The sequence below is a fragment of the Pediococcus siamensis genome (assembly GCF_047220215.1).
In the GTDB taxonomy this organism is placed as follows: Bacteria; Bacillota; Bacilli; order Lactobacillales; family Lactobacillaceae; genus Pediococcus; species Pediococcus siamensis.
This window is the reverse complement of the sequence record NZ_CP178375.1, coordinates 2,105,949-2,123,114: the sequence shown is the minus strand read 5'-3', so window position 1 is coordinate 2,123,114 and position 17,166 is coordinate 2,105,949. Positions and strand designations below refer to the sequence as shown.

At 41.1% G+C, this 17,166-nt stretch carries 16 protein-coding genes; 6 read left to right on the top strand and 10 right to left on the bottom strand.

Going from position 1 to position 17,166, the window contains the following annotated elements; all coding sequences use genetic code 11:
* Nucleotides 1-4: 4 nt before the first annotated feature.
* Complete coding sequence (locus ACLJJ6_RS10155; protein ID WP_412989326.1) at nt 5-685, bottom strand: EAL domain-containing protein; 681 nt, start codon at nt 683-685, stop codon at nt 5-7.
* Between the two features lie 371 nt (nt 686-1,056).
* Between ACLJJ6_RS10155 and ACLJJ6_RS10150 the strand changes: the two genes are divergently transcribed.
* Nucleotides 1,057-2,298 (top strand): ISL3 family transposase, encoded by a 1,242-nt coding sequence (locus ACLJJ6_RS10150; protein ID WP_412988599.1) that lies wholly within the window; start codon nt 1,057-1,059, stop codon nt 2,296-2,298.
* An 85-nt stretch (nt 2,299-2,383) separates the two neighbouring features.
* Here the strand turns inward: ACLJJ6_RS10150 and rpsR are convergent, their stop codons facing one another.
* From rpsR to yaaA, 7 genes are all read right to left on the bottom strand, one after another.
* Nucleotides 2,384-2,623 (bottom strand): 30S ribosomal protein S18, encoded by a 240-nt coding sequence (gene rpsR / locus ACLJJ6_RS10145; RefSeq protein WP_057750011.1) that lies wholly within the window; start codon nt 2,621-2,623, stop codon nt 2,384-2,386.
* A gap of 22 nt (nt 2,624-2,645) precedes the next feature.
* Nucleotides 2,646-3,185 carry a single-stranded DNA-binding protein gene (gene ssb, locus ACLJJ6_RS10140; protein WP_412989325.1) on the bottom strand — a complete coding sequence of 180 codons (540 nt, stop codon included), beginning with the start codon at nt 3,183-3,185 and terminating at the stop codon, nt 2,646-2,648.
* 39 nt (nt 3,186-3,224) lie between these two features.
* Complete coding sequence (rpsF, locus tag ACLJJ6_RS10135) at nt 3,225-3,515, bottom strand: 30S ribosomal protein S6 (RefSeq protein ID WP_412989324.1); 291 nt, start codon at nt 3,513-3,515, stop codon at nt 3,225-3,227.
* 183 nt (nt 3,516-3,698) lie between these two features.
* Entirely contained in the window at nt 3,699-6,182 is a 2,484-nt protein-coding gene (gene gyrA / locus ACLJJ6_RS10130; protein WP_412990470.1) for a DNA gyrase subunit A, read from the bottom strand.
* Between the two features lie 80 nt (nt 6,183-6,262).
* A complete protein-coding gene (gyrB, locus tag ACLJJ6_RS10125; RefSeq protein WP_412989323.1) occupies nt 6,263-8,242 on the bottom strand; it encodes a DNA topoisomerase (ATP-hydrolyzing) subunit B in 1,980 nt (659 codons plus the stop codon).
* Nucleotides 8,243-8,244: 2 nt separating this feature from the next.
* Complete coding sequence (gene recF / locus ACLJJ6_RS10120) at nt 8,245-9,363, bottom strand: DNA replication/repair protein RecF (protein ID WP_412989322.1); 1,119 nt, start codon at nt 9,361-9,363, stop codon at nt 8,245-8,247.
* Between the two features lie 2 nt (nt 9,364-9,365).
* Nucleotides 9,366-9,593, bottom strand: coding sequence for a S4 domain-containing protein YaaA (gene yaaA / locus ACLJJ6_RS10115; protein WP_412989321.1), 228 nt, complete (start codon nt 9,591-9,593; stop codon nt 9,366-9,368).
* A gap of 499 nt (nt 9,594-10,092) precedes the next feature.
* Here yaaA and ACLJJ6_RS10110 point away from each other — a divergent pair, with 499 nt between their 5' ends.
* A complete protein-coding gene (locus ACLJJ6_RS10110; protein ID WP_412988180.1) occupies nt 10,093-11,334 on the top strand; it encodes an ISL3 family transposase in 1,242 nt (413 codons plus the stop codon).
* A 168-nt stretch (nt 11,335-11,502) separates the two neighbouring features.
* On the opposite strand, the gene dnaN is transcribed toward ACLJJ6_RS10110, so the two are convergent.
* Both dnaN and dnaA read right to left on the bottom strand, forming a co-directional pair.
* Nucleotides 11,503-12,642 (bottom strand): DNA polymerase III subunit beta, encoded by a 1,140-nt coding sequence (gene dnaN, locus ACLJJ6_RS10105; RefSeq protein WP_412989320.1) that lies wholly within the window; start codon nt 12,640-12,642, stop codon nt 11,503-11,505.
* A gap of 175 nt (nt 12,643-12,817) precedes the next feature.
* Nucleotides 12,818-14,164, bottom strand: a complete 1,347-nt coding sequence (gene dnaA, locus ACLJJ6_RS10100) for a chromosomal replication initiator protein DnaA (RefSeq protein WP_412989319.1) — start codon at nt 14,162-14,164, stop codon at nt 12,818-12,820.
* 543 nt (nt 14,165-14,707) lie between these two features.
* Here dnaA and rpmH point away from each other — a divergent pair.
* From rpmH to jag, 4 genes are all read left to right on the top strand, one after another.
* Nucleotides 14,708-14,842 (top strand): 50S ribosomal protein L34, encoded by a 135-nt coding sequence (gene rpmH / locus ACLJJ6_RS10095; RefSeq protein WP_412989318.1) that lies wholly within the window; start codon nt 14,708-14,710, stop codon nt 14,840-14,842.
* 100 nt (nt 14,843-14,942) lie between these two features.
* Nucleotides 14,943-15,302 carry a ribonuclease P protein component gene (rnpA, locus tag ACLJJ6_RS10090; RefSeq protein WP_412989317.1) on the top strand — a complete coding sequence of 120 codons (360 nt, stop codon included), beginning with the start codon at nt 14,943-14,945 and terminating at the stop codon, nt 15,300-15,302.
* A complete protein-coding gene (gene yidC / locus ACLJJ6_RS10085; RefSeq protein WP_412989316.1) occupies nt 15,303-16,139 on the top strand; it encodes a membrane protein insertase YidC in 837 nt (278 codons plus the stop codon).
* Between the two features lie 87 nt (nt 16,140-16,226).
* Nucleotides 16,227-17,045 (top strand): RNA-binding cell elongation regulator Jag/EloR, encoded by an 819-nt coding sequence (gene jag / locus ACLJJ6_RS10080; RefSeq protein ID WP_412989315.1) that lies wholly within the window; start codon nt 16,227-16,229, stop codon nt 17,043-17,045.
* Nucleotides 17,046-17,166 lie beyond the last annotated feature (121 nt).

Here is a 17,166-nt window from a genome sequence, read left to right as displayed (position 1 = left end):
TTCATCAGTCCGGATCGTCGGCCTTAATTTTTAATAAATAGGGTTTCCCATAGTAATAACCCTGACGTAAATCAATATCTAATCGATCTGCTAACTGATCATCAGCTTTGTCTTCAATTCCTTCTAAAATGAATCGTAAATTCTCTTTTTGGGCAATATCCCGCCAATAAATCACCCGTTTTTGAATTTCAGGATCTTTAAATGGGACTTTAAAATTCTGCAAGGCAAACTTTAACTCACTGACATACGGTAAAAGGCTCTTTATTTCTGCATACTGATTGTCGCCCGTGCCTACATCATCCAAACAAATTTGCATCCCGCGTTGGATAAATTTTTCCAGCATTGGTTCTAAATCGGCATTTGTTATATTTTCGTCCTCTGGCTCCTCGGTTAATTCAATATTGAGTTTTAAAGGGCGGAGCTGGTCTTGAGATTGAATCAAAGCCGCATTAATTGCGGGATTCATCATTTGGGTGCGATTCAAATTAACTGAGACGGATCCAATTTTTAAGATGAGTTTTTTTGTCGTCGCCGTCAGCATATCAGCCACAACAGTTGCCGGAATATCGGAAAAATACTTCGGTGGTCGCCACCCATCCGCAGTGAATCGTCTAATTAGCAATTCATACCCGATGAGTGAATTATTCACCTTACTTAATTGTGGTTGAATAAAGTAACGATACATTTTGTTCCCCTTTTAATAGTATTAACTACTTACTATTATAAAACACTTTCATTTAAATAGCTGTTGTAATTTACTTTCATTGGAATCGTCCGAAACTAGTCACAACCATTTATACGGATTTCTAATATTTTTTAATTATTTTAGAATACATTTTTATACATGTATTTTTACTTACAGCAACCAACCCTTAACCGCAATTTTTTCCGAGCATAAAAAAACTTCCAATCAGTAATTCTGATTAGAAGTTTTGGGTCTACACTTTCTGGTATTGGTGAATAACTGATACCAGTTTTTATTTTGAAAAAAAAGGACATTTGCCCTCTTTGTGTTACGATTTAATCGCCAAATAAAATCGAAAAGAGGAAAAACAAATGTCCCTAACTAATTCTATCCTAAGCCTATTCGAAATAACAGACCCTAATTTAACTGTAACTGAGATTACTAAGGAACATTATCCCAATGGGCAACACGTTCATGTCGTTCACGCTATCCTTTCCTATCAACTTTTAAAATGTCCTCATTGTGGCCATAAATCTCTAATCAAAAATGGAACTCACATTGGCCATCTAAGATTGGGAACCTTATCAGGTGGACGTTATGAGATGCAGCTAAAACGACAAAGATATCAATGTAAACGGTGTTTAAAAACCTGTGGTGCTCAAACTAACCTCGTTAAACGTAATGAAACTTTTACGCATAATGTGAAACATCAAGTAATTGTTCTGGCTCGGGATATGCTGACCAGTAAAGAAATCGCTAAGATTTGTGGGATTTCACCAAGTAGTGTTCAACGCATTTTAAATGCGAATATTCACTTAGCTTATCGTGTTAAAACACTCCCCCAAAATCTTTGTTTTGATGAATTCCGTTCCTGTAATCATCTAATGTCCTTTAACTGTTGCGATGCCGTTAGTCATCGCCGCATTGTGATTCTTAAGGATCGCCTTAGTAAGGATATCATTGATTACTTTGAAGCTCGCTATTCAGTTCAAGAACGTATGAAAGTTCAAACAATCACCGTTGATATGAATGCTGAGTATGCTGGCTTTATTCATCGGTTATTTCCTAAGGCAATAACCATCATTGACCGTTTCCACATTATTCAACTTGCCGGTCGGGCACTGGATAACGAACGTACACGTGTGATCCATACTTTTCAAGATAAGCATTCCCGAGTTTATCGCATTCTAAAATCGCAATGGCGTTTGTTCCATTTGGCAGAAGAAAAGGTCAATGATACTAAACTTATCTATTTACGCGGTATCAACGAATACATGACCCAACAGAACGCCATTGACCTAGCCTTAGATGAATTTCCAGAATTTAAAACTGTGTATCAAACCTATCAAGGAATTCTAACAGCCATTCAACAAAAAGATGCGGTTGGATTTAAAACCTTGATTGCCAACTACAAGGCGGCTGGCAACCAAATGGATATTACTATCTCAACTTTAATAAAGAATGGTCCTGCTGTTCTCAATAGTTGTCGTTACCCGTATTCCAACGGTCCTATTGAAGGACTAAATCGTAAAATTAAGGTGTTAAAGCGTAGCTGTTTTGGTTTTCAAAATATTCATAACTTTTTCATTCGTATCAGTTTAATTTATGCGTAAACAAAAAAACACATTCACCGAAGTGAACATGCTTTTCAAAAATCTCTACCAATACAATTTGACAGAGACCCGAAGTTTTTTTGGATTAGTCTTCTGAAACGAATGGGAGTAAGCCCATGATCCGTGCACGTTTAATTGCAATTGTTAAACGGCGTTGGTTCTTAGCGCTTGTTCCTGTCACACGACGTGGCAAAACCTTGCCTCGTTCTGAAATAAAGCGTTTCAGTAAGTCTGTATCTTTATAATCGATGTATTCGATATGATTAGCAGCGATAAAGTCAACTTTACGACGTCGACGGTTGCCGCCTCTTCTTTGTTGAGCCATTGAAATTTCCCTCCTCTAATGATTAGAATGGTAAATCATCGTCGGAAATATCAATTTGTTCACCGTTATCGGCGAATGGATCATTCGGGTTAGAGTTGGCACTAGACGAGCTTCCAGCACTCTGGTTGCTGCTACTGTTGTTTCCTTGCCCGGCATCAAATGGATTGGTATTTCCGGATGATTGAGGAGCATTGTTTTGAAAGCCTGCATTCCCACTTTGCTGTTGACGCTGCTCAGATTGAGAACGAGATTCCAATAACGAGAAGTTTTCAACAACAACTTCTGTCACATAAACCCGTTGACCCTGCTGGTTTTCGTAAGAACGCGTTTGAATTCGTCCATCAACACCAACCAACGAGCCTTTATGGGTAAAGTTTGAGAAGTTTTCCGCAGCTTTCCGCCAAATCACGCAATTAATAAAATCAGCTTCACGTTCCCCTTGCGAGTTTGTAAACTGACGGTTAACGGCGACGGTAAAAGTTGCCACTGCAGCACCACTGTTGGTGTATCGTAAATCAGGATCTCTGGTTAAGCGTCCAACAAGAACTGTTCGGTTTATCATAACAATAACTCCTTTCTGAATTAAGATTTCTGTTTATTTTTAGCGTACGACGATCATGTGACGTAAAATGCCGTCAGTAATCTTTGAAATTCGGTCAAATTCGTTTAAAGCCTTGTCATCGCTAGCTTTGATGTTTACGATGTGATAGATACCTTCGTTGTATCCACCAATCTCATAAGCAAAACGACGCTTGGACCAATCTTTTGAATCAACCACTTCTGCACCATTGTCAGACAAGATCTTGTCAAAACGGTCAACTAAAGCTGTTTTTGCTGCTTCGTCAACATCTGGGGCAATGATATAAGTAATTTCATATGATTTTTGTTCCATGTGTTTTACACCTCCTTATGGACTAAGTGGCCTCCCTAACGATTTAGGAAAGCAAGGAGAGCTTCTAAATTAATAGTTACTCACGAACTTAAATTATAGCATTCATACTTGCGCAACGCAATAAACAAAAATCCCAATAAACGATACATAATTAAATTACGCCGTTTATTGAGATTTTATTTTTTATTCTTCAGAAGAATCTTCTTGCGAGTTGGCCTCTGGTTGAACCACCTCTTGTGGCGTCGTTGAATCAGCTGTCTCGGCCTCTGGCTGATCATCATCTTCGTGATCGACCTTAGCCATTGTGGCCACTTTGGAGCCTTCATCAATCTTGATTAGGTGAACCCCCATCGTTGCCCGACCAGTTTCAGGGACAGACTCCACGTCAAACCGAATCATAACTCCACGATCCGTAATCAACATGATATCCTCATCACCTTGAACTGTCGTTAACCCAGCTAACGGCCCATTTTTCTCAGTGACATTGGCAGTCTTAATTCCCTTACCACCGCGGCCCTTGATTGGGTATTCTGCAGCCAAAGTTTGTTTTCCATAACCCTTTTCGGTAATGACTAAAACTTTGCTATCGGCTTGTAAGAGATCAACACCCACAACGTAATCATCATCACGCAACCGGATCCCGCGGACACCAGTCGCTGAACGCCCCATTGATCGCACCGTCTGTTCTGAGAAGCTAACGGCATAACCCTTGTGCGTTCCGATAATGATATTCTGGTCGTTATTCGTAATCACCACATTGATCAGCTCATCATCTTCTTTCAAGTTGATGGCTTTCAATCCATTACTGCGAATATTCAAGAATTCATTTAGCGGAGTCCGTTTGACCACGCCCTCAAGTGTGGTAAAGAACAAGTAACGCTCATCGGCTTTCGCTTGATCCTGACCGGCATTAATAACCGCTTGAATACTTTCACCAGCACTGATTCCTAACAGATTAATAACCGGAATTCCCTTGGCTGTTCGCCCATATTCAGGAATTTCGTACCCTTTCATCCGGTAAACCTTACCGGCATTGGTAAAGAAGAGTAAGACATCGTGCGTTGAACAAGAAACTAGATGTTCGATAAAGTCATCGTCGTGCACACCCATGCCTTGAACCCCACGGCCTCCACGACGCTGCGCTTTAAATTCAGATTGTGGCATCCGTTTGACGTAACCATTGTGCGTCAATGTAACCATCACATCTTCTTCTTCAATTAAATCTTCATCTTCAAGACTTAGCACTTCGCCGACCAGTAATTCTGTTCGCCGCTTGTCGCCAAATTTATCCTGAATATCCAGTAATTCTTGATAGATAATTTCGTTAATCCGCTCGGTGTGAGCCAAAACATCCTTGTAATCGGCAATGTCTGCCATTAATTTTTGGTATTCATTTTCGACTTTTTCACGTTCCAAACCGGTTAAACGCACCAAACGCATATCCAGGATCGCTTGGGATTGCTTATCAGACAACGCGTAATTATCCATTAACTGAACTTTAGCAATTTCAGCCGTTTCGGAATTTCGAATAATAGCAATGATTTCATCAATATGATCCAGCGCAATTCGTAAGCCTTCAAGGATATGAGCCCGCGCTTGTGCTTTTTTCAGATCGAATTCTGTCCGTCGCCGGATGACTTCTTCTTGATGCTTCAGGTAATAAGACAGAATTTGTTTTAAACTCAAAACCTTTGGCGCACCATCTACAATTGCCAGCATATTAAAACTGAACGTAGTTTGCATTAAGGTCATCTTGTACAAATTATTCAAAACAACCGAAGCACTCATATCACGACGCACATCAATCACAACGCGCATCCCTTCGCGGTCAGTCTCATCATTAACATCCGTAATGCCTTCAATTCGCTTGTCACGAGCTAATTCAGCAATACGTTCAATCAATTTAGCCTTGTTGACCATATATGGCAGTTCGGTAACCACGATACGTTCGCGGCCACTCTTTTCCTGCTCAATATCCACTTTGGCTCGTAAAATGATGGTTCCTTTACCTTTTTCGTACGCTTTACGGATGCCGGATTTTCCCATCACAACCCCACCGGTTGGAAAATCGGGTCCAGGAACAGCTTCCATAAGGTCCGCTGTAGTAGCTTCCGGATTGTCCATCAAAATATGGATGGCGCTAATCACTTCTGCCAAATTATGCGGGGGAATATTGGTGGTCATCCCGACCGCAATCCCAGTAGCACCATTGACTAGTAAGTTAGGAAAACGAGCTGGTAAGACTTTTGGTTCCCGCTCGGTGCCATCATAGTTATCCTGGAAGTCGACGGTATCTTTGTTGATATCTCGCAACATTTCAACCGCAATTTTACTCATCCGTGCTTCGGTATACCGCATCGCAGCAGCACCGTCGCCGTCAACAGAGCCAAAGTTACCGTGCCCATCAACTAGCATGTAACGATAACTAAAATCTTGGGCCATCCGCACCATTGATTCATAAATTGCTGAATCTCCATGTGGATGATACTTTCCCATGACATCCCCAACAATTCGGGCCGACTTTTTGTATGGCTTTTCGGGTGTGACACCCAGTTCATTCATCCCGTACAAAATCCGTCGATGAACTGGTTTTAATCCATCCCGAACGTCAGGTAAGGCCCGCGCAACAATAACACTCATGGCGTAATCTAGGAAGGATGTCCGCATTTCTCGTCTTAAATTGACTTCAGTTACGCGTGTTCCAATATTCTCTTCATCAGACAAATTATTTAGCCTCCATTCCTAAATTAAACATCCAAGTTTTCAACAAAGACGGCATTATCTTCAATAAACTTCCGTCGTGGTTCTACACGATCACCCATTAACATTTCAAAGTCGCCATTTGCAGCATCAGCATCTTCGGCTGAAACACGCAATAAACGGCGGTTATCAGGGTTCATGGTTGTTTCCCAGAGCTGTTCAGCATCCATTTCTCCTAAACCTTTGTACCGTTGAATTGCTGGTTTGGGACTTGGTGGTAACTGACCCAAAACTTCCTGCAGTTCTTCATCGGAGTCAATGTACCGGATCATTTTTCCTTGGCGAACTTGATACAGCGGTGGTTGGGCAATATAAACGTACCCAGCATCAATCATTGGCCGCATATAGCGATAGAACAAGGTTAATAGTAAGGTTCGAATGTGAGCTCCATCGACATCGGCATCCGTCATAATAATTAATTTATGATAATTAGCTTTGGTAACATCAAAGTCTTCCCCAAATCCAGTTCCGAGTGCCGTAAAGAGCGAACGAATTTCTTCATTTGCTAAAACACGGTCCAAAGTCGCTTTTTCAACGTTTAAAATTTTCCCTCGAATTGGTAAAATTGCCTGCGTTAACCGAGATCGGCCCTGTTTAGCACTTCCGCCGGCTGAGTCCCCCTCGACGATGAATAATTCACTAATCTCTGGATCTTTAGACGTATTATCGGCTAATTTACCGGGTAAGCTATTAATTTCCAGACCGCTCTTTTTCCGTGTCACTTCACGGGCGCGTTTCGCCGCAATTCGGGCTTTAGACGCTAGGAGGCCTTTATCGACCACTTTTCGGGCCGTGTCTGGATTTTCAAGCAAGAATTTATTAAAGTGCTCACCGAAAACGTCATTTACTGCGGTACGGGCATCAGAGTTCCCCAGTTTGGTTTTCGTTTGCCCCTCAAATTGGGGGTCGGGATGCTTAACACTGACGACCGCCGTCAAGCCTTCGCGGACATCATCTCCGGACAGGTTATCGTCCCCATCTTTAAGCAACCCGCTCTTGTGGGCATAGTCGTTCACAACGCGAGTTAGCGCCCGTTTGAAACCTTCTTCATGGGTTCCGCCTTCATACGTATGAATGTTGTTTGTAAACGTCAATAATTTGCTTTGGTAGCCCTCGGTATATTGCATCGCCACTTCAACGGTAATGCCTTTTTCGACCCCTTCAACATAAATTGGTTCGGGAAACAGCACTTCTTTACCTTCATTGAGATAATCAACGTAGTGCCGAATTCCACCCTCATACAAGAAGTCATCTTCCGTAGGCTCTTCTGGACGCATGTCTTTAAGCGTAATGCGAAGACCCTTGTTTAAAAAGGCCAGTTCGCGAATTCGCGTCCGCAAAATTTTAATATCAAAGGTCGTCGTTTCTTGGAAAATGTCCGGATCTGGCAAGAAGTGCACAATCGTACCATGGGCGTGCGGCTCTGATTCACCAATCACTTTCATTGGGGTTTTAACTTTGCCGCGAGCAAAATCCATGTAATAAATTTTGTTATTCCGCATAACCTTAACGTCCAGTTCGGTTGCCAGCGCATTAACTACGGAAGCCCCTACACCGTGAAGCCCACCAGAAACTTTATAACCGCCGCCGCCAAACTTACCACCGGCATGCAGAATCGTAAAAACTGTTTCCAAAGCCGGTTTCCCGGTTTTACTTTGAATATCAACGGGAATGCCACGGCCGTTATCCGTTACGGTAATACTATTGTCTTTTTCAACGATCACATTGATTTTGTCTGCAAAACCAGCGAGCGCTTCATCAATACCGTTATCAATGATTTCCCATACTAAATGATGCAGACCTTGGGAACTTGTTGTCCCAATATACATCCCAGGACGTTTACGAACGGCTTCGAGCCCTTCAAGTACTTGAATTTGACTGGCATCATATTCTTGGGCCTTTTCTTCTTTTCGTTCCTGAGTCGTTTCGTTTACTTGTGATTCTTGTGTTTTATCGTCGTCTGCCAATTTTATTCCTCCTTATGCAAAGTGCCTGAACTAATGGTAAAGATCCGCGGCTCGTTAATAAGCTGCCGGGCAACCCCACTCAAACTCGTGGTGGTTAGAAAGGTCTGCACTTTATTTTGAATCGTCTTTAACAGGTGCGTCTGCCGGTCATCATCCAATTCAGACAGGACATCATCAAGCAACAGCACCGGATATTCGCCTGTTTCTTCTTTCATCAAATCAATTTCTGCTAGTTTGACGCTCAATGCGGTGGTTCGCTGTTGTCCTTGTGAGCCAAACGTCTGCACATTCTTGTCATTAACCAAAAACCGAACGTCATCACGCTGCGGTCCTACTAAGGTTGTCCCTTGCTGCATTTCGCGTTCCTCATGATCTTTAAATGCAGCCTGAAGCGCGGCATACAGTTGTTCAACCGTAAGTTCCTCTTGTTGGGCCACTTGCGAAACGTATTCAAACGTCAGTTTTTCTTTTCCTAGAGAGATTTGCGTATGCAATTGCTGCGCCCATTTTTCTAATTTCTTTAAGAATTGCCGCCGCTGGAAGATAATTTCCGCACCATACGCAGCCAGCTGATCAGATAAAACCCCTAAAAAGACTTTATCTTTGTGCACCTTAAATTTAAGCTGTTTGAGGTACTGATTTCGTTGCTTTAGAATGGTGCGGTACTGAGCCAGATTATACAAGTACTTACTGCTCATTTGACCAAACTCCATGTCGATAAACCGGCGCCTAATGGCTGGAGACCCTTTAACTAAAGACAAATCTTCGGGGGCAAATAAAATAACGTTGAGTTGTCCAATGTATTGTGACAGCTTACTTTGCTCCAAATGGTTCACCCGTGCACGTTTCCCCTTAGCGCTTAGTTCCAATTCCAATGGGATAGCACTGGTTGTTTTATGCACGCGCGTCGCTAATTGCGCACTATCTGCCCCCCAACTGATCAAATCCCGATCATTGGAAGTCCGGTGACTTCGTGTGAGGGCTAGCACGTAAATAGATTCTAATAAATTGGTTTTGCCTTGCGCGTTTGCACCTAACAAAACATTGACGCCTGGAATAAATTCGGTCTTCAAATCAGTGTAATTGCGGAAATTATGAAGACTTATATTTTCCAAATACATGGTTACTCCTCACGTCTTGAGCGCACAAAAAATAGCCCTTCGTCAGGAATGTTAACCGTATCTTTTGGATAGAGCTTTCTTCCCCGCCGATTTTCAGGCTCGTCATTGACCTCTACTGCATGTTCGCGAAGATACCATTTGGCTTGTCCGCCAGTTCCAATGATTGCTTCTTCTTTTAAGAGTTGACCGAGCGTGATAAACGGCGTTGTAATTAAAACTTCTTTTTTCAAGATTACAACCACCTTTGCTAAATTATGAGAAACAGGTTTAATCAGCCAATCAGGCTGGCTTTAAACCTGCTTGTTTTAGGTGGAAACAACTTTCTTAAGTTTCCATATAAACTTAATTAAATACTTAACTATTATACCTTTAAAATTGGAAAAAAACAATCTCAGAGGCTGTATTTTGCGTTTTAAGCGTTTTTGTTATTAACTAGATACTTTTGTCATTTTTTGCGTATTTTTCTCAAATCCTCTGAATTTAATTTTTAGAAAAAGAATCAAAAAAAAACGAGGTTGGGAAAAATCTCCCAGCCTCGTTCGGGCTCTGAACTTTAATCAGCGAAATCGAAAAAAGGTTACCTTCCCTGATTAACAACGAAAGCTGGGTCTACACTTTCTGGTATTGGTGAATAACTGATACCAGTTTTTATTTTGAAAAAAAAAAGGACATTTGCCCTCTTTGTGTTACGATTTAATCGCCTAATAAAATCGAAAAGAGGAAAAACAAATGTCCCTAACTAATTCTATCCTAAGCCTATTCGAAATAACAGACCCTAATTTAACTGTAACTGAGATTACTAAGGAACATTATCCCAATGGGCAACACGTTCATGTCGTTCACGCTATCCTTTCCTATCAACTTTTAAAATGTCCTCATTGTGGCCATAAATCTCTAATCAAAAATGGAACTCACATTGGCCATCTAAGATTGGGAACCTTATCAGGTGGACGTTATGAGATGCAGCTAAAACGACAAAGATATCAATGTAAACGGTGTTTAAAAACCTGTGGTGCTCAAACTAACCTCGTTAAACGTAATGAAACTTTTACGCATAATGTGAAACATCAAGTAATTGTTCTGGCTCGGGATATGCTGACCAGTAAAGAAATCGCTAAGATTTGTGGGATTTCACCAAGTAGTGTTCAACGCATTTTAAATGCGAATATTCACTTAGCTTATCGTGTTAAAACACTCCCCCAAAATCTTTGTTTTGATGAATTCCGTTCCTGTAATCATCTAATGTCCTTTAACTGTTGCGATGCCGTTAGTCATCGCCGCATTGTGATTCTTAAGGATCGCCTTAGTAAGGATATCATTGATTACTTTGAAGCTCGCTATTCAGTTCAAGAACGTATGAAAGTTCAAACAATCACCGTTGATATGAATGCTGAGTATGCTGGCTTTATTCATCGGTTATTTCCTAAGGCAATAACCATCATTGACCGTTTCCACATTATTCAACTTGCCGGTCGGGCACTGGATAACGAACGTACACGTGTGATCCATACTTTTCAAGATAAGCATTCCCGAGTTTATCGCATTCTAAAATCTCAATGGCGTTTGTTCCATTTGGCAGAAGAAAAGGTCAATGATACTAAACTTATCTATTTACACGGTATCAACGAATACATGACCCAACAGAACGCCATTGACCTAGCCTTAGATGAATTTCCAGAATTTAAAACTGTGTATCAAACCTATCAAGGAATTCTAACAGCCATTCAACAAAAAGATGCGGTTGGATTTAAAACCTTGATTGCCAACTACAAGGCGGCTGGCAACCAAATGGATATTACTATCTCAACTTTAATAAAGAATGGTCCTGCTGTTCTCAATAGTTGTCGTTATCCGTATTCCAACGGTCCTATTGAAGGACTAAATCGTAAAATTAAGGTGTTAAAGCGTAGCTGTTTTGGTTTTCAAAATATTCATAACTTTTTCATTCGTATCAGTTTAATTTATGCGTAAACAAAAAAAGCACATTCACCGAAGTGAACATGCTTTTCAAAAATCTCCACCAATACAATTTGACAGAGACCCCGAAAGCTGAACGATTCATTCGACTTTCGTAGGTTATGCGCGAAGGTAACCCACCTTTTCTCCACTCTCATTTTTCTACACTATGATTTTACTTAATTAAAATGTCCGCACAGGTGTAATCAACTGAATAAAGTTCTCTTGATCTTCTGTTGGCACTAAAGTGAATGGGCGCAATGCGGAGGTGAAGGAAACTTGGATTTCCGTTTGACCAAAGGAACGCAAAGCATCTTTCATATAATCCGGGTTAAATGAAATTTCAAGATCTTCGCCTTCTACTGCTTTCGCATCGAGCTGTTCTTCCACGTTCCCAACATCTGGGGAATTACCTGAAATCACGATTTGTTTATCCGCAGTTGTAATGGCTAGCTTAACCACGTTATTACGGCTTTCGTGGGACAACAGAGAAGCCCGTTCGATCGCTGCCAGTAATGCAGGTGCATTAAACTCGAGTGTGGTGGTAGCTTCTTTTGGAATTAAACGCGACGTATCAGGGTAATTACCTTCCAGTAAACGTGAATAAAACGCTGTGTCACCTAACGTAAAGAGTACCTGATTTTCAGAAATTCTCATGATAACATCGGGATTTTCCTCACCAATCATGCGAGATAACTCAACGAGACTTTTTCCAGGGATGATGACATCGTATTTTCCTGTATTGCCTGCTGGTAATTTAATTTTCCGTTGCGCCAAGCGGTGACTATCAGTAGCGACTGCCATAAATTGATCACCGTCAATACTGAAATGGACCCCGGTTAAGATTGGCCGACTTTCTTGCGTCGAAACGGCCAAAACGGTTTGGCTAATTAATTGTTTGAATACATTTCCTGAAAGTTGAATTTGATCATTGCCATCCAATTCGGGCAAATGCGGATAATTATTGGCATCTAAGCCATTAATCGTAAATTCAGCTGCACCAGAAGTGATCTCAGTTTGGAACCCTTCTGTAATTTCAATAGTCATACTTTCTTCAGGAAGCCGTTTAACGATGTCACTGAAAAAGTGAGCTGGTAAAACAATTTTACCCGGATCAGCAATTGACAATCCGTTGTCTTCGTTTTTAGCATCTAAAACGGTTTCGATAGAAATATCGGCATCACTACCGGTAAGAATAAGTTGATCAGATTCAACATCCAGTTTTAGACCCGTTAAAATGGGAATGGTTGTTTTTGATGAAATAGCTCGTTGCACATCATTTAGCTTTTTGATAAACGCAGCTCGTTTGACAGTGAATTTCATTTCTAGAATCTCCTTTGGTCAAAATGTATTTATATATAATTATATATTAAAAGTAACAGTAGTAATAGGGACTGTTGATATTGTGTAAATCTTACCTAACGCTTAGGCAGGTCGAGATTTTCCTATGTTGATAAAATGTGGATAACTTTTAAACTCATTCACACTTATCCACAAGCTATGGTTTTAGCTCACTTTTTAGATCCCCAATTTGGCGTTGCAAATCATCGTCTTTTTTCAAAGCTTCCGCAATTTTTTCGTGCGCATGAATCACCGTGGTATGATCTTTGCCGCCAAATTCTGTCCCGATTTTTGGCAGCGAGGCATTTGTCAGCTCACGTGAAAGGTACATCGCGATCTGGCGCGGCATAACAATGGATTTCATCCGTTTTTTACCTTTTAGATCAGAAATTGAGGTGTGATAGTATTTTGCCACTTTATCCTGAATAAGGGAAATTGAAACCTCACTAAATTTCGTGCCAAAGTTGAGACTGCGCATTGCTTCGGAAGCTAGATCAGTTGTAATGCTGGTACTTTGCAGATTTGCGTAAGCCTGAACTCGTGCAAGCGCGCCCTCTAACTCACGAACATTTGAATCTACTTGGGTGGCAATGTAGTTGAGAGTATCATCAGGAATTTCAATTCGGTCTGCCATGGCTTTTTCACGGAGAATGGCGATTCGGGTCTCCAGATCTGGCGGTGTAATGTCAACGGATAAGCCCCATTTGAAACGGGAAACTAAGCGCTCCTGCAACTTAGGAATCTCGTTTGGCAATCGATCAGATGTCAGGACAATTTGTTTTTGATTACTATATAAAGCCTCGAAAGTATGGAAGAATTCTTCTTGAGTAGCTTCCTTGTCTGCAAAGAACTGGACATCATCGACTAATAGTAAATCAACATTTCGGTAGATTTCGCGGAACTCTTCTTGGTGCTTAGATTGAATCGCATTAATAAAGTCGTTGGTAAAGGCTTCACTAGTGACGTACTTAACGTTGGTATCCGGATTATTTTTTAAAATTTGATGGCCAATTGCGTGCATCAAATGGGTTTTTCCAAGCCCAACGCCCCCATAAAAGAAGAGTGGATTATACATGGTGCCGGGATCTTCGGACACGACCAAGGCCGCTGCATGAGCCATTTGGTTACCTTTCCCAGTGACAAAGGTGTCAAAAGTATATTTATCATTTAAAGTTGTTTCTTCCATGAAGTCCGGTGTTGGTTTAGGTTTATCGGCAGCGGGCCGCTCTTTTTTTACCGCCTCGCTTTGTTCACCTTCCAAAACAAAATCCGGTGTGATATCTGCTTGGGTGATTAAATAGGCATACTCCACAAACTTTGGTGCTAAATGTTGTTTCCAATAATCGCGGTGTAAAGGCGATGGCAGCTGGATGGTCATGACGTGATCTTTCAGCTCAACCGGTTTAGCAACATCAATCCAGGTGGCAAATCCGAGCGAAGAAATGTCATTATCCTTTTCAAAATCGGCTTTGATTTGGTTCCAGAGTTCATCTTTACTTAGCACAAAAACCCCTCCAAAGTAACAGTTATTTTTTGTGTTTATTTTCGATTCCGTGAATTTAAACAGTGAATTAATTTTAGCATGAAAAAAAATAGTTTTCCACATCCTGTGGAAAACTATTTAAAATAAATCACAAGCCGTGAAAAAAGATACCCACAGGGTGTTGAAAAAAATGGAAAAATAACGAAATTTTCAGGTTATTCACAGAAAACGGTGGATAACTAGTGCCCGAGAGGATGGGCTTTTTAACGGTTATCCACCGAAAATGGCCAAAATGTGGATAACTCAAGCACAGGGGGTGAATATCCGGATAAGTTTGGGAAAAACAGTGGAAAAGTAAAGAAGTTATCAGAAAATATCCACATCTGCCCGCACAGAAACTTTTGGAATTGTGGATAAATTCGCTAATCTTTTTTAAATAATGGCTTTGCAGGACGTTTGTTTTGTGATACTATATTATGGTAATTGTAATTAGATACTGAGTTATTTCATTAATCAAAAGATGAAAATTAGAAAATTTCAGTGTTGTTATGGGAGGTGTACGAATTGAAGAGAACATATCAACCAAAGAAGCGTCATCGTTCACGTGTGCATGGTTTTCGTAAACGTATGAGTACAAGTAACGGCCGTAAAGTTTTAGCACGTCGACGTCTAAAAGGTAGAAAAGTATTATCTGCATAAGGCCACTGATCCCAGTGGTCTTTTATTTTTGAAGAGATTCAAAGTAAGAGTACCTTAATATGTAGAAACTTGATAATACGATTTATTTTGGAGAGAGATTATGCGCAAGTCATACCGGGTAAAGAAAGAAACCGAATTTCAAAAGGTTTTTGAAACTCACAATTCATATGCAAATCGTAAATTTCTCGTTTACGTGATGGAAAAACCTGACCAGCCACATTTTCGGGTTGGAATTTCTGTAGGGAAGAAAATCGGGAATGCCGTGATGCGAAATTATATGAAACGCCGGATTCGGCAAAGCATTCTTGAATTTAAGCCACAACTGCGCCAAGATATTGACTTTTTGGTTATTGCCCGGCCACAGGCGTCTGGTCTTTCAATGAAAGAAACCAAACAACAACTAAAACACGTCTTCACGCTAGCTAATATTTTAACTACTGATCAAAGCGAGGAAAAGTAAGTGAAACACAGCAAAAGAAATATGGTTATGGCGGCGATTGCCAGCTTAACACTTTTGTTAGCCGGTTGTAGTACAGCCCCCATCACAAGTCATAGTACCGGAATTTGGGATCACTGGATCGTTTACAACTTCTCACGAGCCATCATTTGGCTTTCACAGTTGTTCGGTAATAATTATGGTTGGGGTATCATTATCTTTACCATTATTATTCGAATTATCATTTTGCCATTGATGATCTATCAAACCCGGTCGTCAATGAAAACTGCTGAAATTCAGCCTAAAATCCAAGCTTTGCAGAAGAAATATTCTTCTAAAGATGTGGAAACGCAGCAAAAATTGCGAGAAGAACAACAAAAACTCTATTCCGAAGCTGGGGTTAACCCAGTAGCAGGATGTTTACCACTGATTGTTCAATTGCCAATTTTGTATGCTTTGTATGCAGCGGTAAGTCGAACCGAAGTCCTGAAGGCGGGAACCTTCTTATGGCTACAGCTAGGTGATAAGGACCCCTATTTCGTATTGCCAGTGTTAGCTGCGATTTTCACGTATGTCAGTTCGTGGTTAAGTATGAAGTCCCAGCCAACGCAAAATGGGATGACAACGATGATGACGATTGGGATGCCGATTATTATCTTAATCACAGCAATTAATTTCCCATCAGCTGTTACTTTGTACTGGGTGGTAACAAATATTTTCCAAGCAGCACAAACAATGGTTATTCAAAATCCATTTAAGATTCAGCGCGATCGTGAGGCAAAAGTGCAAGCAGAACGGGATCGCAAACGTGCGCTTCAAAAAGCAAAACGTAAAGCTTATAAAGGACGAAATAGAAAATAATAGGCAAGCAGTGGAGATTAGAATAGCGTTATTCTGATCTCCTTTTGCTGTCCATTCTATAAATATAACTGTAAAAGGAGGGAGACCATGGCAAAATATACGGGAACCACCGTTGAACAAGCTGTGCAAGCAGGGTTGGCTGATCTGAATGTCAGTCGTTCTGAAGTACGAATTACGACACTGACAGAACCGAAAAAAGGGTTTTTAGGAATTGGAAAACGGGCGGCAGAAATCGAAATCACAGTGATTGATCAGCCTCAGAAAACGCAGTCCCAACAAGCGGTTAAGGTTACTGAACCAATTGAATCTGAAGTTAAACCAAAACTCGATGAAGTAGATGATGAAGCTAAAACTGAAGTTCAAAAGCCAATAAATTCCGCGCCAAAGCAAGAAACCGTCACAGGACCAAAACAAGAGGCCGTAGCGCAACGACCGAAATTAACTGCCCAGTTAGTTGAAGAACTTCAAACCTATCTGCTGGCGGTTGTGAGCCAGCTAGGAATTACCGCAACGGCGACGAATCGTTTCCATCACCGTGAAGTGACGATCGCGTTTAAGACGGAACAAGAAGGGCTATTGATTGGCAAGCACGGGCGAACCATTAATTCACTGCAGACGTTAGCCCAAGTTTTTCTATTGCATCATGAGATTGCGCATGCCAATGTGGAATTAGATGTTGAGAACTATCGCGAGCGGCGAACCGAGACGTTGCAGCGGCTGGCTGAAAATACGGCACGCGAGGTTGTGGCCACCGGCGATCCGGTTTTTCTCGACCCCATGCCGGCGTTTGAACGTAAGGTGATCCATGCGGCATTAGCGGAAAATCACTTTGTGACGACATTTTCTGAAGGGCATGAACCTCACCGTTATGTTGTGGTAGCTTTGGTTCAAGAGGAACAACTGTAAGAGAAGTATCATCAATTGACAAATGTGAGTTAAAATTTTAAGATATAGACAATATTTTAATTTAGATAAAGTAGTGAAAGTACTTTATCCACGTAGACCTTACTTAAGGCGTGGACTGGGT